Origin of the sequence: Halomonas nitroreducens (assembly GCF_003966155.1) — a bacterium.
Taxonomy (GTDB): Bacteria; Pseudomonadota; Gammaproteobacteria; order Pseudomonadales; family Halomonadaceae; genus Halomonas; species Halomonas nitroreducens.
Genome location: NZ_RXNS01000013.1, coordinates 43036 through 58657, shown reverse-complemented (window position 1 = coordinate 58657; position 15622 = coordinate 43036). Strand labels below are relative to the sequence as shown.

12 protein-coding genes are annotated in these 15622 nt (G+C 69.1%); 2 read left to right on the top strand and 10 right to left on the bottom strand.

The features are described from left to right. Positions 1-4: 4 nt before the first annotated feature. The 5 genes from EKG36_RS13950 to EKG36_RS13930 all read right to left on the bottom strand — a co-directional run bounded on the left by EKG36_RS13950 (position 5) and on the right by EKG36_RS13930 (position 6633). Positions 5-772, bottom strand: coding sequence for an Ldh family oxidoreductase (locus EKG36_RS13950; RefSeq protein WP_126485128.1), 768 nt, complete (start codon positions 770-772; stop codon positions 5-7). Continuing rightward, positions 769-2520 (bottom strand): hypothetical protein, encoded by a 1752-nt coding sequence (locus tag EKG36_RS13945; RefSeq protein WP_126485126.1) that lies wholly within the window; start codon positions 2518-2520, stop codon positions 769-771. Before EKG36_RS13945 ends, EKG36_RS13950 begins: the two co-directional genes overlap by 4 nt. Continuing rightward, on the bottom strand, positions 2513-4102 hold the full coding sequence (locus EKG36_RS13940; RefSeq protein WP_126485124.1) for a BCCT family transporter: 1590 nt from the start codon (positions 4100-4102) through the stop codon (positions 2513-2515). Before EKG36_RS13940 ends, EKG36_RS13945 begins: the two co-directional genes overlap by 8 nt. Before the next feature lie 69 nt (positions 4103-4171). Then, entirely contained in the window at positions 4172-5182 is a 1011-nt protein-coding gene (locus EKG36_RS13935) for a dipeptidase (protein ID WP_185827562.1), read from the bottom strand. 11 nt (positions 5183-5193) lie between these two features. Further along, positions 5194-6633 carry an aldehyde dehydrogenase family protein gene (locus EKG36_RS13930; RefSeq protein WP_126485122.1) on the bottom strand — a complete coding sequence of 480 codons (1440 nt, stop codon included), beginning with the start codon at positions 6631-6633 and terminating at the stop codon, positions 5194-5196. 113 nt (positions 6634-6746) lie between these two features. On the opposite strand from EKG36_RS13930, the gene EKG36_RS13925 reads away from it, so the two are divergent. Next, positions 6747-7640: a LysR family transcriptional regulator gene (locus EKG36_RS13925; RefSeq protein ID WP_126485120.1), complete on the top strand. Its 894-nt coding sequence runs from the start codon at positions 6747-6749 to the stop codon at positions 7638-7640. 1 nt (position 7641) lies between these two features. Here the strand turns inward: EKG36_RS13925 and EKG36_RS13920 are convergent, their stop codons facing one another. Next, complete coding sequence (locus tag EKG36_RS13920; protein WP_246007517.1) at positions 7642-8835, bottom strand: GAK system CofD-like protein; 1194 nt, start codon at positions 8833-8835, stop codon at positions 7642-7644. Between the two features lie 492 nt (positions 8836-9327). On the opposite strand from EKG36_RS13920, the gene EKG36_RS13915 reads away from it, so the two are divergent. Continuing rightward, positions 9328-9849, top strand: coding sequence for a SixA phosphatase family protein (locus EKG36_RS13915; protein WP_126485118.1), 522 nt, complete (start codon positions 9328-9330; stop codon positions 9847-9849). Positions 9850-9924: 75 nt separating this feature from the next. On the opposite strand, the gene EKG36_RS13910 is transcribed toward EKG36_RS13915, so the two are convergent. The 4 genes from EKG36_RS13910 to speB all read right to left on the bottom strand — a co-directional run bounded on the left by EKG36_RS13910 (position 9925) and on the right by speB (position 15491). Beyond that, positions 9925-11373: an aldehyde dehydrogenase family protein gene (locus EKG36_RS13910; protein ID WP_126485116.1), complete on the bottom strand. Its 1449-nt coding sequence runs from the start codon at positions 11371-11373 to the stop codon at positions 9925-9927. A 52-nt stretch (positions 11374-11425) separates the two neighbouring features. After that, complete coding sequence (locus tag EKG36_RS13905; protein WP_246007516.1) at positions 11426-13063, bottom strand: 5-guanidino-2-oxopentanoate decarboxylase; 1638 nt, start codon at positions 13061-13063, stop codon at positions 11426-11428. Positions 13064-13073: 10 nt separating this feature from the next. Next, positions 13074-14459, bottom strand: coding sequence for a YjiH family protein (locus tag EKG36_RS13900; RefSeq protein ID WP_126485114.1), 1386 nt, complete (start codon positions 14457-14459; stop codon positions 13074-13076). Positions 14460-14540: 81 nt separating this feature from the next. Continuing rightward, positions 14541-15491 carry an agmatinase gene (speB, locus tag EKG36_RS13895; RefSeq protein ID WP_126485112.1) on the bottom strand — a complete coding sequence of 317 codons (951 nt, stop codon included), beginning with the start codon at positions 15489-15491 and terminating at the stop codon, positions 14541-14543. Positions 15492-15622: the final 131 nt, after the last annotated feature.

Here is a 15622-nt window from a genome sequence, read left to right as displayed (position 1 = left end):
CGTCTCAGTCATTGTCGTTGGTGCCGGCACCGGCACCTTCTCGGGAGGCCTCGGTGGCCTCCACCAGCATGCGGGTGGCGAGGTGCTTGAGGCGTTCCCAGACGGCCTCGTCGACCTCGATGCCTTCCGCCAGGGACTGGTTGCGGCAGGCCAGCAAGTCCGATTCGTCATGGCGTGCCAGCAGGTCGTAGCGGTAGTCCGAGCGCATTGCCGGCAGCAGGTCGACGTGGTTGGCCATCACCAGGGTGATGCCGTCGTTGGGCTCGTTCTCCTCCGGAACTTCCTGCACTGCATAGACGCGGATCTCCGGTGCCGAACCGTTGGCACGGAACCCCACCACCTGCTCGGTCGGTGGTTGCTGGGCGTTGCGCCAGAAGGCGGTCACGTTCATGCCGCGTCCCGCCAGCCGGGCCAGGTAGCCCATGATCAACTGCCGGTTGTGGCAGTGGCGGATCTTGATCACCGAGAGGCCCCGGGCCCGGGCCTTGGCGAAGCCGAGTTCCATGGCCAGGGTGGAACTGCGCAGCACGCTCTGGCCATGACCGTCGACCACCGCCAGGTCGCCGTCCTGGTAAAGCACGCTGGGCAGCTCGTCGGGATCCTCGTCGAGCAGGAAGTCCAGGCCGCGGTTGAGGGCGGCCAGCCCGCCGAGGCCGAAGCACTGCATCCAGGCGACCATGTCGGCGGCATCCGCGGCGTCGCCTTCCTCGAAGCCCATGCCGATGAAGGCCTTGCGGCACAGGCCCTGCAGCTCGTTGTAGGACGCCTTCATGATGTCTCTCCTGCGCCTTGTCGTTGTGAGGGCATGACGCCCTGGGGCTCCAGCGGGAAGCTCCAGTCATCGAAGTCGGCCAGATCCCGGGGCTCGGCGTTGAGCTCTTCGACCAGGGGCGCGCCCTGGAAGAGGGTGATGCGCACCCAGCGGTCCGACTTGGGGTCGAAACGGCTGGCGCCGAAGAACGACAGCTTGGTGCGCAGCAGGTGCATGGGTTTCATGTCCCGGTGCCAGAGGTTGGCGCGGATCTCGCCGTAGGGCGTCTCCACCATGGACTGGATGCGACGCACGATGTCCTTGTGGCGCGGGTGGGCGATCAGGAATTCCACCACCAGGGCGCGGGGGTTGGCCTCCAGGAAGTCGCTCAGCACCCCATGGGTATGGTGCACGCGGGGCGCGATGGCCAGCGGCAGTTCCTTCTCGGCGCCGGGTTCCTCGCCGCGCACACCGAGCCGCGGTTCCTCCTTCTCGGCGGAGCGGTACCAGAACCAGTGACGTGCCTCGGGGCGCTCGAAGTCCTCGGCCAGTGCCCAGTCGTAGTGGGTCTCGATCAGCTGCTTGAGGCGTACCAGGGGCATGTCGGGGGTCAGCTCCAGGCACTCCTCGGTGCCCATCCGATCCTCCAGCGGATCGACAAGCTCGGGGTAGAGCTCGAGCAGCAGGGTGTTGACCAGTTCCTGGGCCTCCAGCGGCAGGGTACGTGAGCTCCAGGCCACCAGCTGCTGCCAGAGGTCATCCTCCAGCGGCACCTCCTCGAGCCAGGCGATCACCTCGGGCAGGGCCGCCACGATGGCGGCATTCCGCGCGCCCTGGTCGGTGTCCTCGCTGACCGTCTGGTCCAGGTGATGCATGGCGCGGTGGGTCAGGGCGATCAGTCGCCCGCGCCTTTGCTCGTCCGGCGCCTGGCCCAGGGCCAGTGCCAGCGCGGTCTCCCGGCAGTGCACCCATTGCTGGATCAACTGGGGATGGTTGATCAGGAAGGGGGCCATGCCGAGGCCGGTGGAGTTGCCGATGCCCAGGTAACGACGCAGTTCGGTGGCCATGGGCACCGCACGCTCGGGCGAACGGCAGCGGGCGATGTGCTCCACCTGCTCGATGGAGAAGTGGCGCAGCAGGTAGACGGCCAGCATCTGGGCCGAGAAGGGCCGATGGAAGTCGGGGTTGTCCTGCAGGCGCACGAAGTCGGCGATGCCGAACTTGCCGTTACCGTAGACCGCCGTGGTCCGGTAGAGGTAGCCGACTCGGGTCAGCCAGGCCGGGTCGGGCTGGTGCCCGGCGGACAGCGCCTCCACGAAGTGGGCAAAGTTGCGCAGGCTGCGGTTGGCCCGGGACAGCACCAGCAGCCGCGGGTGCTGGCGCCCGGCCTCCTGCAGCGGCACGTTGTCGGCCATCTGCTCGAGCAGGGCGTCGTCCACATCGCCCTCCACTACCCCGAAGGTGACGTCCCAGGCCTGGGCGATCACCCGGTCGGAGCGCTGGTCGTCGTCCAGGTGTTGGGAGAAGATCACCCCGTGATAGCGGCCCTGGGGCGTCTGCAGTCGATAGATGGCAATGCCATGACCCCGCTCGTCCAGGTCGAAGCGGCTGGGGCTGATCTGCCAGCGCTGGCGCGCCATCTGGCGCACCAGGCTGCGCACGAAGCTCAGCCGGCTGGCGGGCAGGCTGCCGAGTCGCTCAAGCTCCATCACCTCGGCAGCGGGGCGTAGCGGAGCCAGTGGAGTGGTCGGGAGGGTCAGCTCAGGCATGGTCGTGCTCCGGTGCGCGGCGGGTGGACCGGCCCTGGGCGCGGGCCATGGCGTAGGCGGCCTGTGGGCCGGTCCACAGCGACGGCAGCAGCACCAGCGACACCGGGATGGCGGTGAGCACGATGAACTGCTGCAGCACGCTGATCTGGCCGGCGCCCATGTACAGCAGGATGCCCGCCATCAGCGCCATGGCGATGCCCCAGAAGGCGCGCACCAGGGTACTGGGGCGGTCGTGGCCGGAGCCCACCACGGCGATGGCATAGCTCATGGAGTCGCCGGTGGTGGCCACGAAGATGGTGGTCAGCACCAGGATCGCCAGCGCCATCAGGGTGCCGCCGGGCAGCGCCTGGGCCACGGTGAGGGTGGCCACGTCGAACTGGAAGTTGTTCAGTGCCTCGGTCAGGTCGATCACCCCGGTCAGCTGGTAGTGGATGCCCGAGCCGCCGAGCAGGGTGAACCAGACGGTGGTGGCGATGGGCGCCATGATGGCCACGGCCAGGATCATCTGGCGGATGGTGCGGCCCCGGGAGATGCGCGCGACGAAGATCGCCATCAGCGGACCATAGCCGATGAACCAGGCGAAGAAGAACACCGTCCACCACTGCATCCACCAGTCGGGGGCGGTCTGGGCGGTCATGGTGGCCATGGTGAAGAAGGAGGTCAGGTAGGTACCGAAGCCCTGGGTGAAGGCATTGGTCAGGAACAGCGTCGGGCCGAAGACGAAGATCACCGCGGCGATGGCCAGCGCCAGGAAGACGTTGAAGCGGCTGAGCAGCTGGATGCCGCGGTGGATGCCGGTGATCGCCGAGGTGACGTAGACCACCGCCAGCGCGACCAGGATGGCCAGTTGGGTGCCGTAGCCCTCGGAGACGCCGAACAGCTCGTGCAGGCCGAAGCTCACCTGGGTGGCCAGAAAGCCGATCGGGCCGACGGTGCCGGCAACCACGGCGATCACGCACAGGGCATCGACCACGCCGCCGAAGGTGCCGCCCATGATCCGTTCGCCGAGCACCGGGTAGAGCAGCGTGCGGGGCTGCAGCGGTTGGCCCTTGTCGTAGTGGGCATGGGCCAGCACCACGGCGGTCAGCGAGCCCAGCACCGCCCAGGCCAGGAACCCCCAGTGCATGAAGGACTGGGCCAGAGCCCCGGCCACGGCCTCGGCCGTGCCGGCCTCGCTGCTGAAGGCCGGCGGGGTGACCACGAAGTGATAGACCGGCTCGCCGGCGGCGAAGAAGACGCCGCCCCCGGCCAGCAGGGTGCACATGATGATCGACAGCCACTTGAAGGTGCTGATCTCCGGGGTGGCGAGGTTGCCGATCCTGGCACTGGCGGCGGGCGAAAAGGCCAAGCCGATGCCGATAAAGAAGGTCAGTAGCAACAGCAGCTGGAAGTAGGACCCCAGGGTGCTGGCGGTCCAGGCGAAGCCGGCGCCGATGGCGTCGGCCACCATCTCGATGTCATACAGCGACAGGGCGACGAAGAGCAGGATGAACCCCACGCTGAGGCTCAGCACGATGGGGTCACCCAGGCGGTGTTCCCGCGGCGCGTCGGCCGTCGGGGTAGCGGTGTTGTGTTGTGTCATGTCGTTGGCCTCTGCTGGCGGCCCCTCGGGAGGGCCTTTGTTCTTATCCGATGGCGTGTCAGGGGCAGGTCAGGCGGCAGCCTCCTCGAGCGCCGCTGCCGGCACCGTGGTGCGTTCCAGCAGCTCGACCCAGTTCTGACCCATGATGCGGCGGATCGATGCCTCGTCGAAGCCGCGCCGACGCAATCCTGCAGCCAGGTTCGGGAAGTCGCGATTATCCCGGAACCAGGACAGGGGGCGGGGCCAGTCCGCGTTGGCCTTGCTGCCCTCGCCGTAGTCCATCTCCTTGGACCAGCGACCGTTGCGCATCCACTCCAGCACCGAGGTCGGTTGCGCCTGGCACAGGTCGGTGCCGATGCCGATATGCTCGATGCCCATCAGGTCGGCGGTGCGGGCGATCATGTCGCAGAAGTCCTCGAGGGTGCAGTCGGGCCCGTTCTTGAGATGGAAGGGGTAGGCGGAGAAGCCCAGCAGGCCGCCCGACTCGGCGATGGCCGCGAGGACCTTGTCCGACTTGTTGCGCCTGGCCGGGTGGAAGGAACTCGGGTTGGCATGGGAGATGATTACCGGACGCTCGGAGAGTTCGACGGCCTCCAGGGTCGACCGCTCCGCGCTGTGGGACATATCGATGACCATGCCCACCCGGTTCATCTCACGGATCACCTGGCGCCCGAAGCGGGTGATACCGCTGTCCTCGGCTTCGTAGCAGCCGCAGGCCAGCAGGCTCTGGTTGTTGTAGGTCAGCTGCATGATCAGCAGCCCCAGGTCGCGCATCACCGCGACCATGTCGATGTCGTCCTCGATGGGCGAGCAATTCTGGGCGCCGAGGAAGATGCCCACCTTGCCGGCCTGGCGGGCACGGGCGATGTCCGCCGCCTGCCGCACCGGCATGATCAGGTCGCCATGCGCCTCGAAGCGGCGGTTCCACTCGCCCAGGCGTGACAGGGTCTCGCGGGTGTTCTCATGATAGGCCAGGGTGGCGTGGACGGCGTCGACGCCACCCTCGCGCATCTGCTCGAAGATCTCCCGGGACCAGTTCGAGTACTGCAGGCCATCGACGGTGAGCATTTCCTTGGACATGGGGCGTCTCCTCAGGCCTTGACGTAGGAGGTCTTGACCACGGTGTAGAACTCGCGAGCGTAGCGGCCCTGTTCCCGGGGGCCGAAGCTGGAGTGCTTGCGGCCGCCGAAGGGCACGTGATAGTCGGTGCCGGCGGTGGCCAGGTTGACCATCACGCAGCCGGTCTCGGCACGGGCCTTGAAGTCGCTGGCGAGCTTCAGCGAATCGGTGATGATGCCCGCGGTGAGGCCGAAGTGGGTGTCGTTGAGGGTGGCGATGGCCTCCTCGTAGTCGCGCACCTTGATCACGCAGGCGATGGGCCCGAAGACCTCCTCGCGGTTGATGGCCATGTTGTTGGTGGTGTCGACGAACAGCGTGGGGGCCATGAAGTAGCCCTCGGTGTCCCGCTCGAGGCGCTCGCCGCCGAAGGCCAGGGTGGCGCCATCGGCCTTCGCTCGCTCGACCCAGGCCAGGTTGGACTCCAGCTGGCGGGCGTCCACGGCGGGGCCGAGATGCACGCCCTCCTCCAGTGCATGGCCGACCCGGATCGTCTCGAGCTTAGCGATCAGCTTGTCGACGAAGGCATCGTGCACGGCCTCGGTGACGATCAGTCGCGAGGAAGCGGTGCACTTCTGGCCGGTGCCGGAATAGGCGCCGGCGAAGGCGGCCTCCACGGCCAGGTCCAGGTCGGCGTCGTCGGCGACGATCAGGGCGTTCTTGGAGCCCATCTCCAGCTGGCACTTGACCAGGTTGCCGGCGGTGGCGGCGGCCACGCGGCGGCCCACGTCCAGCGAGCCGGTGAAGCTCAGGGCCTGGATCTCGGGGCTCGAGATGAGCGCATCGCCGACGCTCGAGCCCGGCCCCATCAGCAGGTTGAAGGTGCCGGCGGGCAGCGCCTGGCGGCTGATGATCTCGGTCAGCGCCCAGGCGCTGGCCGGCACCAGGTTGGCCGGCTTGAAGATCACGGCATTGCCGAAGGCCAGTGCCGGGGCGATCTTCCACACGGCGGTGGCCATGGGGAAGTTCCAGGGGCTGATGATGCCCACCACGCCCACCGGCTCGCGGCGGGTATCGACCTCGATGCCCGGACGCACGGAGTCGACCCGCTCGTCGATCTGGCGCAGCACCTCGGCGGCGTAGTAGTGGAAGAACTGGCCGGAGCGAAAGACCTCGCCCACACCCTCGGCCAGGGCCTTGCCCTCTTCCCGCGCCAGCAGCCGACCCAACTCGTCCTTGCGGGCGATCAGCTCGTCGCCGATGGCCATGAGCACGCCGTAGCGCTGCTCCAGCCCGCTGTGGCGCCACTCGGCCAGGCCGCGCCTGGCGGCGGCGATGGCCTCGCCGACCTGCTCGACGCTGGCCTGGGCATAGTGACCGATCACGTCGCCGGTGTCGGACGGGTTGCGGTTGGCGATGCTGTCCTGGCCCTCGACCCAGGCGCCGTCGATGTAGAGGGAATGAACGTGGGACATGGAAACCTCCTTGATGACGTTGCCGTCATGCTAGGCGAGGGTCCAAGATAAGGATAATCAATAATCAAGATGAATCGATCAGGGTTTCTTACCGACAGGCGAGGAGGGAGGGCATGCTGCCGGAGCTCAAGATCCAGCCGTTGCGCTATGTGCTGGCCATTGTCGATGCTGGCGGCTTTCACGCCGCGGCACGCCAGCTGCATCGCACCCAGCCGGCCGTGTCCATGGCGGTGCGGGAGCTCGAGCAGCGCCTGGGGGAACCGCTGTTCGAGAAGGGCGGCAAGGCCACCCTGACGCCCTTCGGGGCCTACTGCCTGCCGCGCTTCCGCGAGCTGATCACCCAGCACGATCGCCTGAGCCGGGAACTGCTGGCCCAGGTCCACCAGCAGGCCGGGCACGTCGACATGGCCGCGGTCCCGTCGGTTGCCAGCCGCCTGATGCCGCGATTGCTCGGCGACTTCATCCACCGCTACCCCGAGCTCCGGGTCAGTCTCCAGGACGGCAATGCGGAGTTCGTCAGGCGCCTGGTCGCCGGCGGGGAGGTCGAACTGGGGATCACCAGTCTCTGGCAACAGGATGACAGCCTGGCCTTCACGCCGCTGATGCGTGATGCCGTCGGCGTGGTGTGCCGGGATGACCACTCCCTCGCCGGCCGGGACAGCCTGAGCTGGGAGGCGCTGCAGGGACAGGTACTGATCCGCAACGGCACCTCGCGGCTGCTGGAAGGCACCGACGCCGAGCCGCTGCTGGTCGAGAGCGCCTTCGACATCTCCAACATGATCTCGCTGACCGCCATGCTGGTGGCGGGAATCGGCATCACCACCCTGCCGCGCCTGGCCTTCCCCGAGGAGTACGAGCGGCTGCGTTTCATCCCTCTGGTGGATCCCCAGGTCGAGCGCGAGCTGGGCCTGCTGCGCTCGGGGCAGCGCAGCCTGTCGCCGGCGGCCCAGGCCATGGAGGCCTTCGTCATCGAGTCGCTGCGGCCGGGTGCCGCCGCCGGGCCATGAGTCAGGCCAGCGACATCAGGGCGGCCACCAGCCGGTCATCATCGAAGTGGGAGGCGCCTCTCGCGGCGACCAGGGGGGTGTCGATCAGGGTCACGCCCAGCTCGGCCAGGAAGTCGGCATCGAGGTGGCCGGCATAGTCGCCGTGCCGACTGTCGATGAGGATGACGTCGAGCAGGGCAGTGGCGGGACAGTCCTCGCCGGTGTCTCGGCGCAGGGTCTCGAGCAGGGTCGCGACCAGCCCGGGCAGGTCCTTGCCGACCTGTTCGGGGTCATGCCCCGGGTTGGGGATGAACACCTTCGGGCAGGGATTGTCGCGGATGGCCCGGCCGATCCCGGCGGGCAGCAGGTTGGCGAGCACGCTGGAATAGAAGCTGCCGGGGGGGTAGCAGATCAGGTCGGCGGAGGTGATGAGCCGGCGGCTTTCCTCGGGCAGTGTTGCCGTGACCGGAACATGCGCGTCGCCGCTGGCGGAGAGGTCGAGTCGCGCGATGGGGGTGTCCAGCGGCGGGACCTCCTTGCCGGTGATGCGGTGCTGGCCGAGCACCCGGCGGCCATCCGCCAGGGTGGCCGCCAGGTGGTAGTCATGGTCGACGACCGCGCGGACCGTGCCGCGCGCCTGCACCAGCTCGGCGGCCTGGCGGGCCATGGGGGCCAGCTGCCGCCGGCCGGCCAGGTAACCGCCGGCCAGGATCAAGTTGCCGATGCAGGCCCCGCGCAGCTCGAAGGTCGCAGGCATCGCCTCCCGAAAAACGTCGAGCTGGCGGCAGAGCGGCCGGCGCAGGGCGGGGGTGAGGTCGCTGACCAGGACATGGTGGCCGCGGGCAAGTGCCTCCAGGGTGGCCCGCAGGTCCTCCGGCGTCGCTTCCATGGGCAGGCGATGGGCGAAGAGACGGCAGACCTGCGAGTGGTCCGGGGCGGTCTCGTCCGCCAGGGCCATCAGGCGGCTGCGCAGGTCGCCGAGGGCCGGCATGCCGAAGGCATGGCGCAGCATGGCCGAGCTTCCGCCGGAATCGAAGGGCGTCACCAGGTGGACGGTATTGTGGCTGTAGCGCTGCAGCTTGCGTGAGACGCCCGCCAGCGCCGACCCCCCGCTGAAGAACAGCAGCCTGGGCCCCTGTTCCGGGGCTTGCCGGTAGCGTCGGACCCGCAGCGAGTCGGGCACCTGGTCGGTGCGGGGCGGCCGGATTTCCATCATGCATCCTTTCCTTCGGCTGGGTGCCTGCCTGGCTGGCGACGTTATCGCGTCGTGCTGGCCTTGTCGCCTATCGATGCCCGCTTGACCCGCCGTCAACGGAGGAGCCACGCCGGTATGGCAGGATTTGACCGCGAAGACGGCAAGAAGTGACATCCGGCAGTCAGGGTGACCCGTTCGCGACGGGCTCATGGCGCCGACATGGGTAGATTCTACGGCAAGAGCGTGCACCTCTGGCGGGAAAATGACACACGAGAGAAGGCGGGACGTCCCGAGGATGCCATGGCGATGGACGGGCCCCTGGCCTCGGGGGAGCGCGCCGGTAGCCTTGCCGCTGGCTATCATGAGATCACCCGCGACCGATGGTCGACGGCGAGCCATGCGGCGAGGCGCCCCTCCGTCGACGTTGGCGGGGATACCGTGTCACGGCGGGGTGAGGTGATGGCGACGCCGCCGCCCTGTCGAGGACCATCACCCCTTCCATGGAGAGCACCTATGGCTTGGGAGCTGCTGCTGCTGCGCCACGGGAAGTCCGACTGGTCGACACCGATGAGCGACATGGCGCGGCCGCTGAAGAAGCGCGGCAAGCGCGGTGCCCGGCGCATGGGGGCCTGGCTCGCCCGGCAGGGACGGGTACCGGAGCGCATCCTGACCTCGCCCGCCGAGCGTGCCAGGGCCACCGCCGAGAGGTGCGCCGAGGCGATGGGCCTGCCCGGCGACGCCGTGGTGATGGAGGCGAGCCTGTACGAGGCCGGGCCCGAGGCGCTGGCGCAGACGGTGTCGCGCTACCCCGCCACGCTCTCGCGGCTGATGGTGGTCGGCCACAATCCCGGCCTCGAGGCCTTCCTGGTCTGGCTGTTGCCCGAGCCGCCCGCTGTGCCCGACGACGGCAAGCTGCTGCCCACCGCCGGCTTGGCTCGCCTGTCGCTCGACGGGCCCTGGTCGTCGCTCGATGCCGGAAAAGCGCGCCTGGTCGAGATCCGGCGGGTGAGGGAGCTGCCGGGGGATCTGCCCTAGTCGGTTGCGCTCATCGCCCGAGGAGCGGCCCCTTGCCCACGCGGGGTGCTGCGGGAGTTCGCGCGGCAGGAGCGCCTAGTCCGCCGGACCGATGAGGTGCTTGACCTCCAGGTAGCCGGCAAGTCCCCAGGGACCGAGTTCGCGGCCGATGCCGCTGATCCCGAAGCCGCCCCAGCTGGCCTCGGGCATCACCAGCTGCTCGCTGTTGAACCAGACGCTGCCGGCGCGCAGCGCACGGCCGACCCGGCGGGCGCGGTCGGTGCTCCCCGAGATCACGGTGGCGGCGAGACCGAAGGCCGAGTCGTTGGCCAGCGCGATGGCCTCGTCCTCGCTCGCGACGCTTCGGGCGCAGAGCACCGGGCCGAAGATCTCCTCTTTCCAAAGCCGGCTGTCGACGGGCACGTCACGGTACAGTGTCGGGGCGACGAACTCGCCCTGGGCCGGGAGCTCGCGGTGGCGGGCGTCGCGCACCGCCGTGAGGCCCTCCTCGGCGGCAATGGCCAGGTAGCCTTCCACGGCCTGGCGCTGGCGGGCACTGGTCATGGGCCCCATGTCGGTGGCCTCGGCCAGGGGATCGCCCAGGCGGATGGCGTCGATGCGCGTGGCAAGCGCCGCATAGAGTGCCTCGGCCAGCGACGCATGAACGATCAGCCGCGAGGTGGCCGAGCAGATCTGGCCGGAGTTGAAGTAGATGCCGGCCATCACCCAGTCGGCGGCCGCCTCGACGTCGGCATCGTCGAGCACCAGGATCGGCGACTTGCCGCCGAGCTCCAGCGACACCCCCCGGGAGCCCTCGGCGGCGGCGCGCATGACCTTCTCGCCCACCGCGTTGCTGCCGGTGAAGGACAGCTTGTCGACACCGGGGTGGGCGGTGAGCGGCGCGCCGATGCCCTCGCCGTCGCCGTGTACCAAGTTGAGCACCCCGGCCGGCAGGCCGATCTGGAGGGCGATCTCGGCCACCGCCTGCTCGGGCAGCGGCGTCACCTCGGAGGGCTTGAAGACGATCGTGCAGCCGGCGGCCAGCGCCGGGGCGATCTTCCAGGCGCTGGTGACCAGCGGAAAGTTCCAGGGGGTGATCAGGCCCACCACCCCCGCGGGATCCTCGTAGGTGCGGGCCTCGATGCCGGCCATGCCGTGCTCGATGCGGCGCCCCTGGCGCGCCTCGAGCGCCCGGGCCTGGCCGGCGTAGTAGCGGTAGCAGGCGATGGCGTCGTCCAGGTCGATGCCGGCTTCCGCCAGTGCCTTGCCGTTGTTGGTCGCCGAGAGGCGCATCAGCGCCTCGCGGCGCTCGGTGAGGGCGTCGGCAAAGGCCTCGAGATAGGCGGCCCGGCGCTCGCCGCCCAGGGCCTGCCAGGCGGGCAGGGCACGGCGGGCGGCGGCCACCGCGGCGTCGACGTCGGCCGCATCGCCGGCGGTGAGCTCGGCAATCTGGCACTGGCGATAGGGATCGGTGACCGCCAGGCGGCGCCCGGCCCGGCTCTCGATCCACTGGTTGTCGATGAATTGCTTGGTCAATCGTTGCACGGCAAGGCTCCGGTTGGGCCGACCAGCGAGGCCGGCCTCGGGCAAAAAGGGATCAGTCGACGGCGGTCTGCCAGGCGGCGGCATCGATCTCGATCAGCAGGGGGCCATCCGCGGGCCGGGTGGCCAGGGCGTGCGCCAGCTCGGCGGGAGCGGCGACGCGGGTGGCCAGGCAGCCGAAGCCCTGGGCCAGGGTCAGGAAGTCCGGGGCCCGGATGTCGACGCCGAGGCGGGTGACGCCGGCGCTGTCCATGAAGCGGCGGATCTCCTCGTAGCCCTGGTTGTGCCAGAGCAGGATCACCACCGGCAGGCCCTCTTCCACGGCGCAGGCCAGCTCGCTGAGGGTGAACATGATGCCACCGTCGCCGACCAGGGCAACCACCGGCAGGTCGGGGCGAGCCAGGCTGGCCCCCAGGGCCGCCGGCAGGCCGTAGCCGAGGGTGCCGTAGCCGGTGGAGGCGTTGAAGAACCGGCGCGGGGCGGGCTGGGCGACCAGGTGGTTGGCGGCGTAGGTGGTGGCGCAGGAATCGCCGACCAGGATCGCCTCGGGCAGGGCCTCGCGCAGGGTCGCGAACAGCGGGACATAGGCGGCGAAGGCCGGATCCCGTGGCAGGTCCAGGGCCGCGAGGGCGGCCCGAGTGCGGGCGCCCCCGTCGCGGGCCAGGCGCACGCCGGCGAAGCGTGCCGCCAGGGCCTCCAGGGCCTGGTCGGCGTTCGCCACCAGGGCCAGGTCGGCGGCCTGGTTGCGGGCGAGCTGCTGGGCGTCGATATCCACCCGGATCAGCCGGCCGTCCAGATGGAAGCCGTCGTCGAACACCACGTCGTAGTCGGTCTCGCCGAGCTCGGTGCCGATGGCCAGCACCACGTCGGCCTCCCGGGCCAGTGCGCGCACCGCGGGCAGCGAGGCATTGGCGCCCAGGTCGAGGGGATGGTCGCGGCCCAGCAGGCCCTTGGCGTTGATGGTGGTGACGGTGGGCGCGTCCAGGGCCTCGACCAGCGATCTTGCGGCCTGGGGGGCATCCACGCAGCCGCCGCCGAGCAGCACCAGCGGCCGGGCGGCGGTGCCGAGCCAGTCGACGGCCTGGGCCAGCGCCGCCTCGGCCGGGGCGGCTGGCGCCAGGGCGCGGCGTTGCCAGGTGCGGGGGGCGCGTACCGGGGCGTCGAACAGGTCGATGGGGATCTCGATATGCACCGGCCCCGGGCGGGCCCCCTCGAACACCGCGAAGGCTCGGGCCAGGGTCTCCGGCAGGGCGTCCGGGTCGAGCAGCGTCTGGCTGAAGCGGGCGACCCCGGCGATCAGCTGCTGCTGGCTCGGCAGCTCGTGCAGCCGGCCCTGGCCCCGCCCCAGGGTGTCGCGGCGGCTGACGCTGGAGATCACCAGCATCGGCACCGAGTCGGCCAGTGCCTGGCCCATGGCGGTGGCGATGTTGGTCATGCCGGGGCCGGTGATGATGAAGCATACCCCCGGTCGGCCGGTGGCTCGGGCATAGCCGTCGGCCATGAAGCCGGCGCCCTGCTCGTGGCGGGGCGTCACGTGGCGCAGGCCGCTCGCCTCGCCGCCCGCCAGGCCGCGGTAGAGCTCCACGGTGTGCACGCCGGGAATGCCGAACACGGTATCGGTGCCGTAGGTGTCGCGCAGCAGGCGGATCAGCAGTTCGGCGCAGGTCATCGGTGTCTCTCCATTCAGGGGCATGGGGGTGTCCTCAGCCCACCAGCCAGTGGCCCATGACCACGATGATCGGCAGGGTGATGGCGGTGCGCAGCAGGAAGATGGCCACCAGCTCCCAGAGCTTGAGCGGGATCTTGGACTTGAGCAGCAGGGCGCCGATCTCCGACATGTAGATCAGCTGGGTCAGCGACAGGCAGGCAATCACGAAACGCGTCAGCTCGCTCTCGATGTCGCTGGCCAGCACCGCCGGCAGGAACATGTCGGCGAAGCCGACCAGGGTCGCCGGGGCGGCCGCCTCGGCCTCGGGCACCTGCATCCACTCCAGCACCGGCACCATGGGATAGGACAGCCAGGTGAACAGCGGCGTGAACTCGGCCAGCACCAGGGCCACGGTGCCGATGGCGATCACCAGCGGCAGCAGGCCGAAGAAGATGTCGGCGACGTTGAACAGCGCCAGCTTGGCCAGCCTGACCGGCCCCGGGGCCTTCTCGGCGCGGGCCACGGCGACTCCCAGGCTGTAGCGCAGCAGGTTCTGGTTGCCGGTGTTCTCTTCCTGGATCTGGCAGCCTGCCGGCTCGTAGTAGCTGTTCGGCTTGCGTGACAGCGGCGGCAGCCGCGGCACGATGACGGCGGCGACGAGGCCGGCGACGACCACGGTGAGGTAGAAGGGCACGAACAGGTGGTTGATGCCGATGAAGCTGGTCACCAGCAGCGCGAAGGCGATGGAGACGATCGAGAAGTTGGTGGCGATCGCCGAGGCCTCGCGGCGGTTGTAGAAGCCCTGTTCGTACTGCTGGGTGGTGATCAGCACGCCGACGGTGCCGGAGCCCATCCAGGAGGCCGTGGCGTCGATGGCGCTGCGCCCCGGCAGCCCGAAGATGATGCGAAAGGGCGTGCGCACCAGGCTGCCGATGAACTCCATGAAGCCGAAGTCGACCAGGAAGGGCAGCAGGATGGCGGCGAAGAAGAAGAAGGTCAGCAGCACCGGCGCCAGGTCGTTGAGCATCACGCCGCCGGTGAAGGAGGCGGTGATGATCTCGGGGCCGACCTGGAAGTAGGTCATCAGCGCGAACAGGGCGCCGAGCGAGCGCATGATCACCCACAAAGGGGCGACGTCGAACAGGTCGCGCAGCATGCCCTCCCGGGCCCAGCCGGGCCGGGTGAGCTTGACAATGCCGGTCAGCAGCACCGACAGGCACAGCACCAGGGTGGCGATGGCGGGCAGCGCCTCGCCGAGCAGGGCCTTGAGGCCATCGGCCATCAGGCCCATGCCGATGTTGATGGTGTCGCCCGTGGAGAAGGGCACCAGAAACAGCAGCACGCCCAGGATGGACGGAACCAGGAACTTGATCAGCCCGTATGGGCTGAGAGGCGAGCCCTCGGTGTTGATGTTGTCGGCAGAATGCAGATGGGATGACATGGCTACTCACTCGTTGATGTTGTAGTAGTGGTCGGTGGTGCGCGCCCGTGGCCGGACGCTTGTGACGATGCCCGGGGCGCTTCAGTCGCGGCGCTTGACGCCGGGCAGCACGCAGAGCATCTCGTAGAGCAGGGTGGCGCCCATCAGCGCGGTGTTGCCGCTGGGATCATAGGGCGGTGCGACCTCCACCAGGTCGCCGCCGACCACGTTGAGGCCCTCGGCACCGCGGACGATCTCCAAGCCCTGCTGGCCGGTGAGCCCGCCCATCTCGACGGTGCCGGTGCCGGGGGCCACCGAGGGATCGAGGCCATCGATGTCGAAGGAGATGTAGACCGGGGCATCGCCCATCTGCTCGCGTACCTCGGCCATCAGCGGGGCCAGCGACTTGTACCAGCACTGCTCGGCGGTGACGACCCGGAAGCCCTGATCGCGGCACCAGTCGAAATCGTCGGCGGCATAGCCCGTGCCGCGCAGGCCGATCTGCACCACCCGGTTGCTGTCCAGCAGCCCCTCCTCCTGGGCACGGCGGAAGGGGCAGCCGTGTGCGACCTCTTCGCCGAACATGTGTTCGTTGACGTCGGCGTGGGCGTCGATGTGGATCAGCCCGACCGGGCCGTGCTTGCGGGCGATGGCCCGCAGCAGCGGCCAGGTCAGGGTGTGATCGCCGCCGAGCGTCAGCGGCACGCAGCCATGGGACAGCACCTCGTCGTAGAAATCGGTGATGATGTCGAGGTTCTTGGGCAGGTTGAAGGTGTTGATCGGCACATCGCCGATATCGGCAACCTGCAGGCTATCGAAGGGCGCGGCGCGGGTCGCCATGTTGTAGGGGCGCAGCATGCGCGACTCGTCGCGGATCTGGCGCGGCCCGAGGCGGGTGCCGGGGCGATTCGAGGTGCCGATATCCATGGGCACGCCGATGAAGGCGGCGTCCAGGCCGGCGGCACTCGCCTGGGTGGGCAGGCGCATCATGGTGGCGGGACCGCCGAAACGCGGCATCTCGTTGCCGCCCAGGGGTTGATTGAAATCGCTCACGTAAGGCTCCGTCTCGTCTTGGGTGTCCTGTCTTCCCAAGCAGGAAGCGTGCCAGTTTTAACAGGCTGATATGACGCGAGTTTCCCTCTCGTTGATGCAGAAGTGGATCATTGCCTCCCGGGCGGTGATAC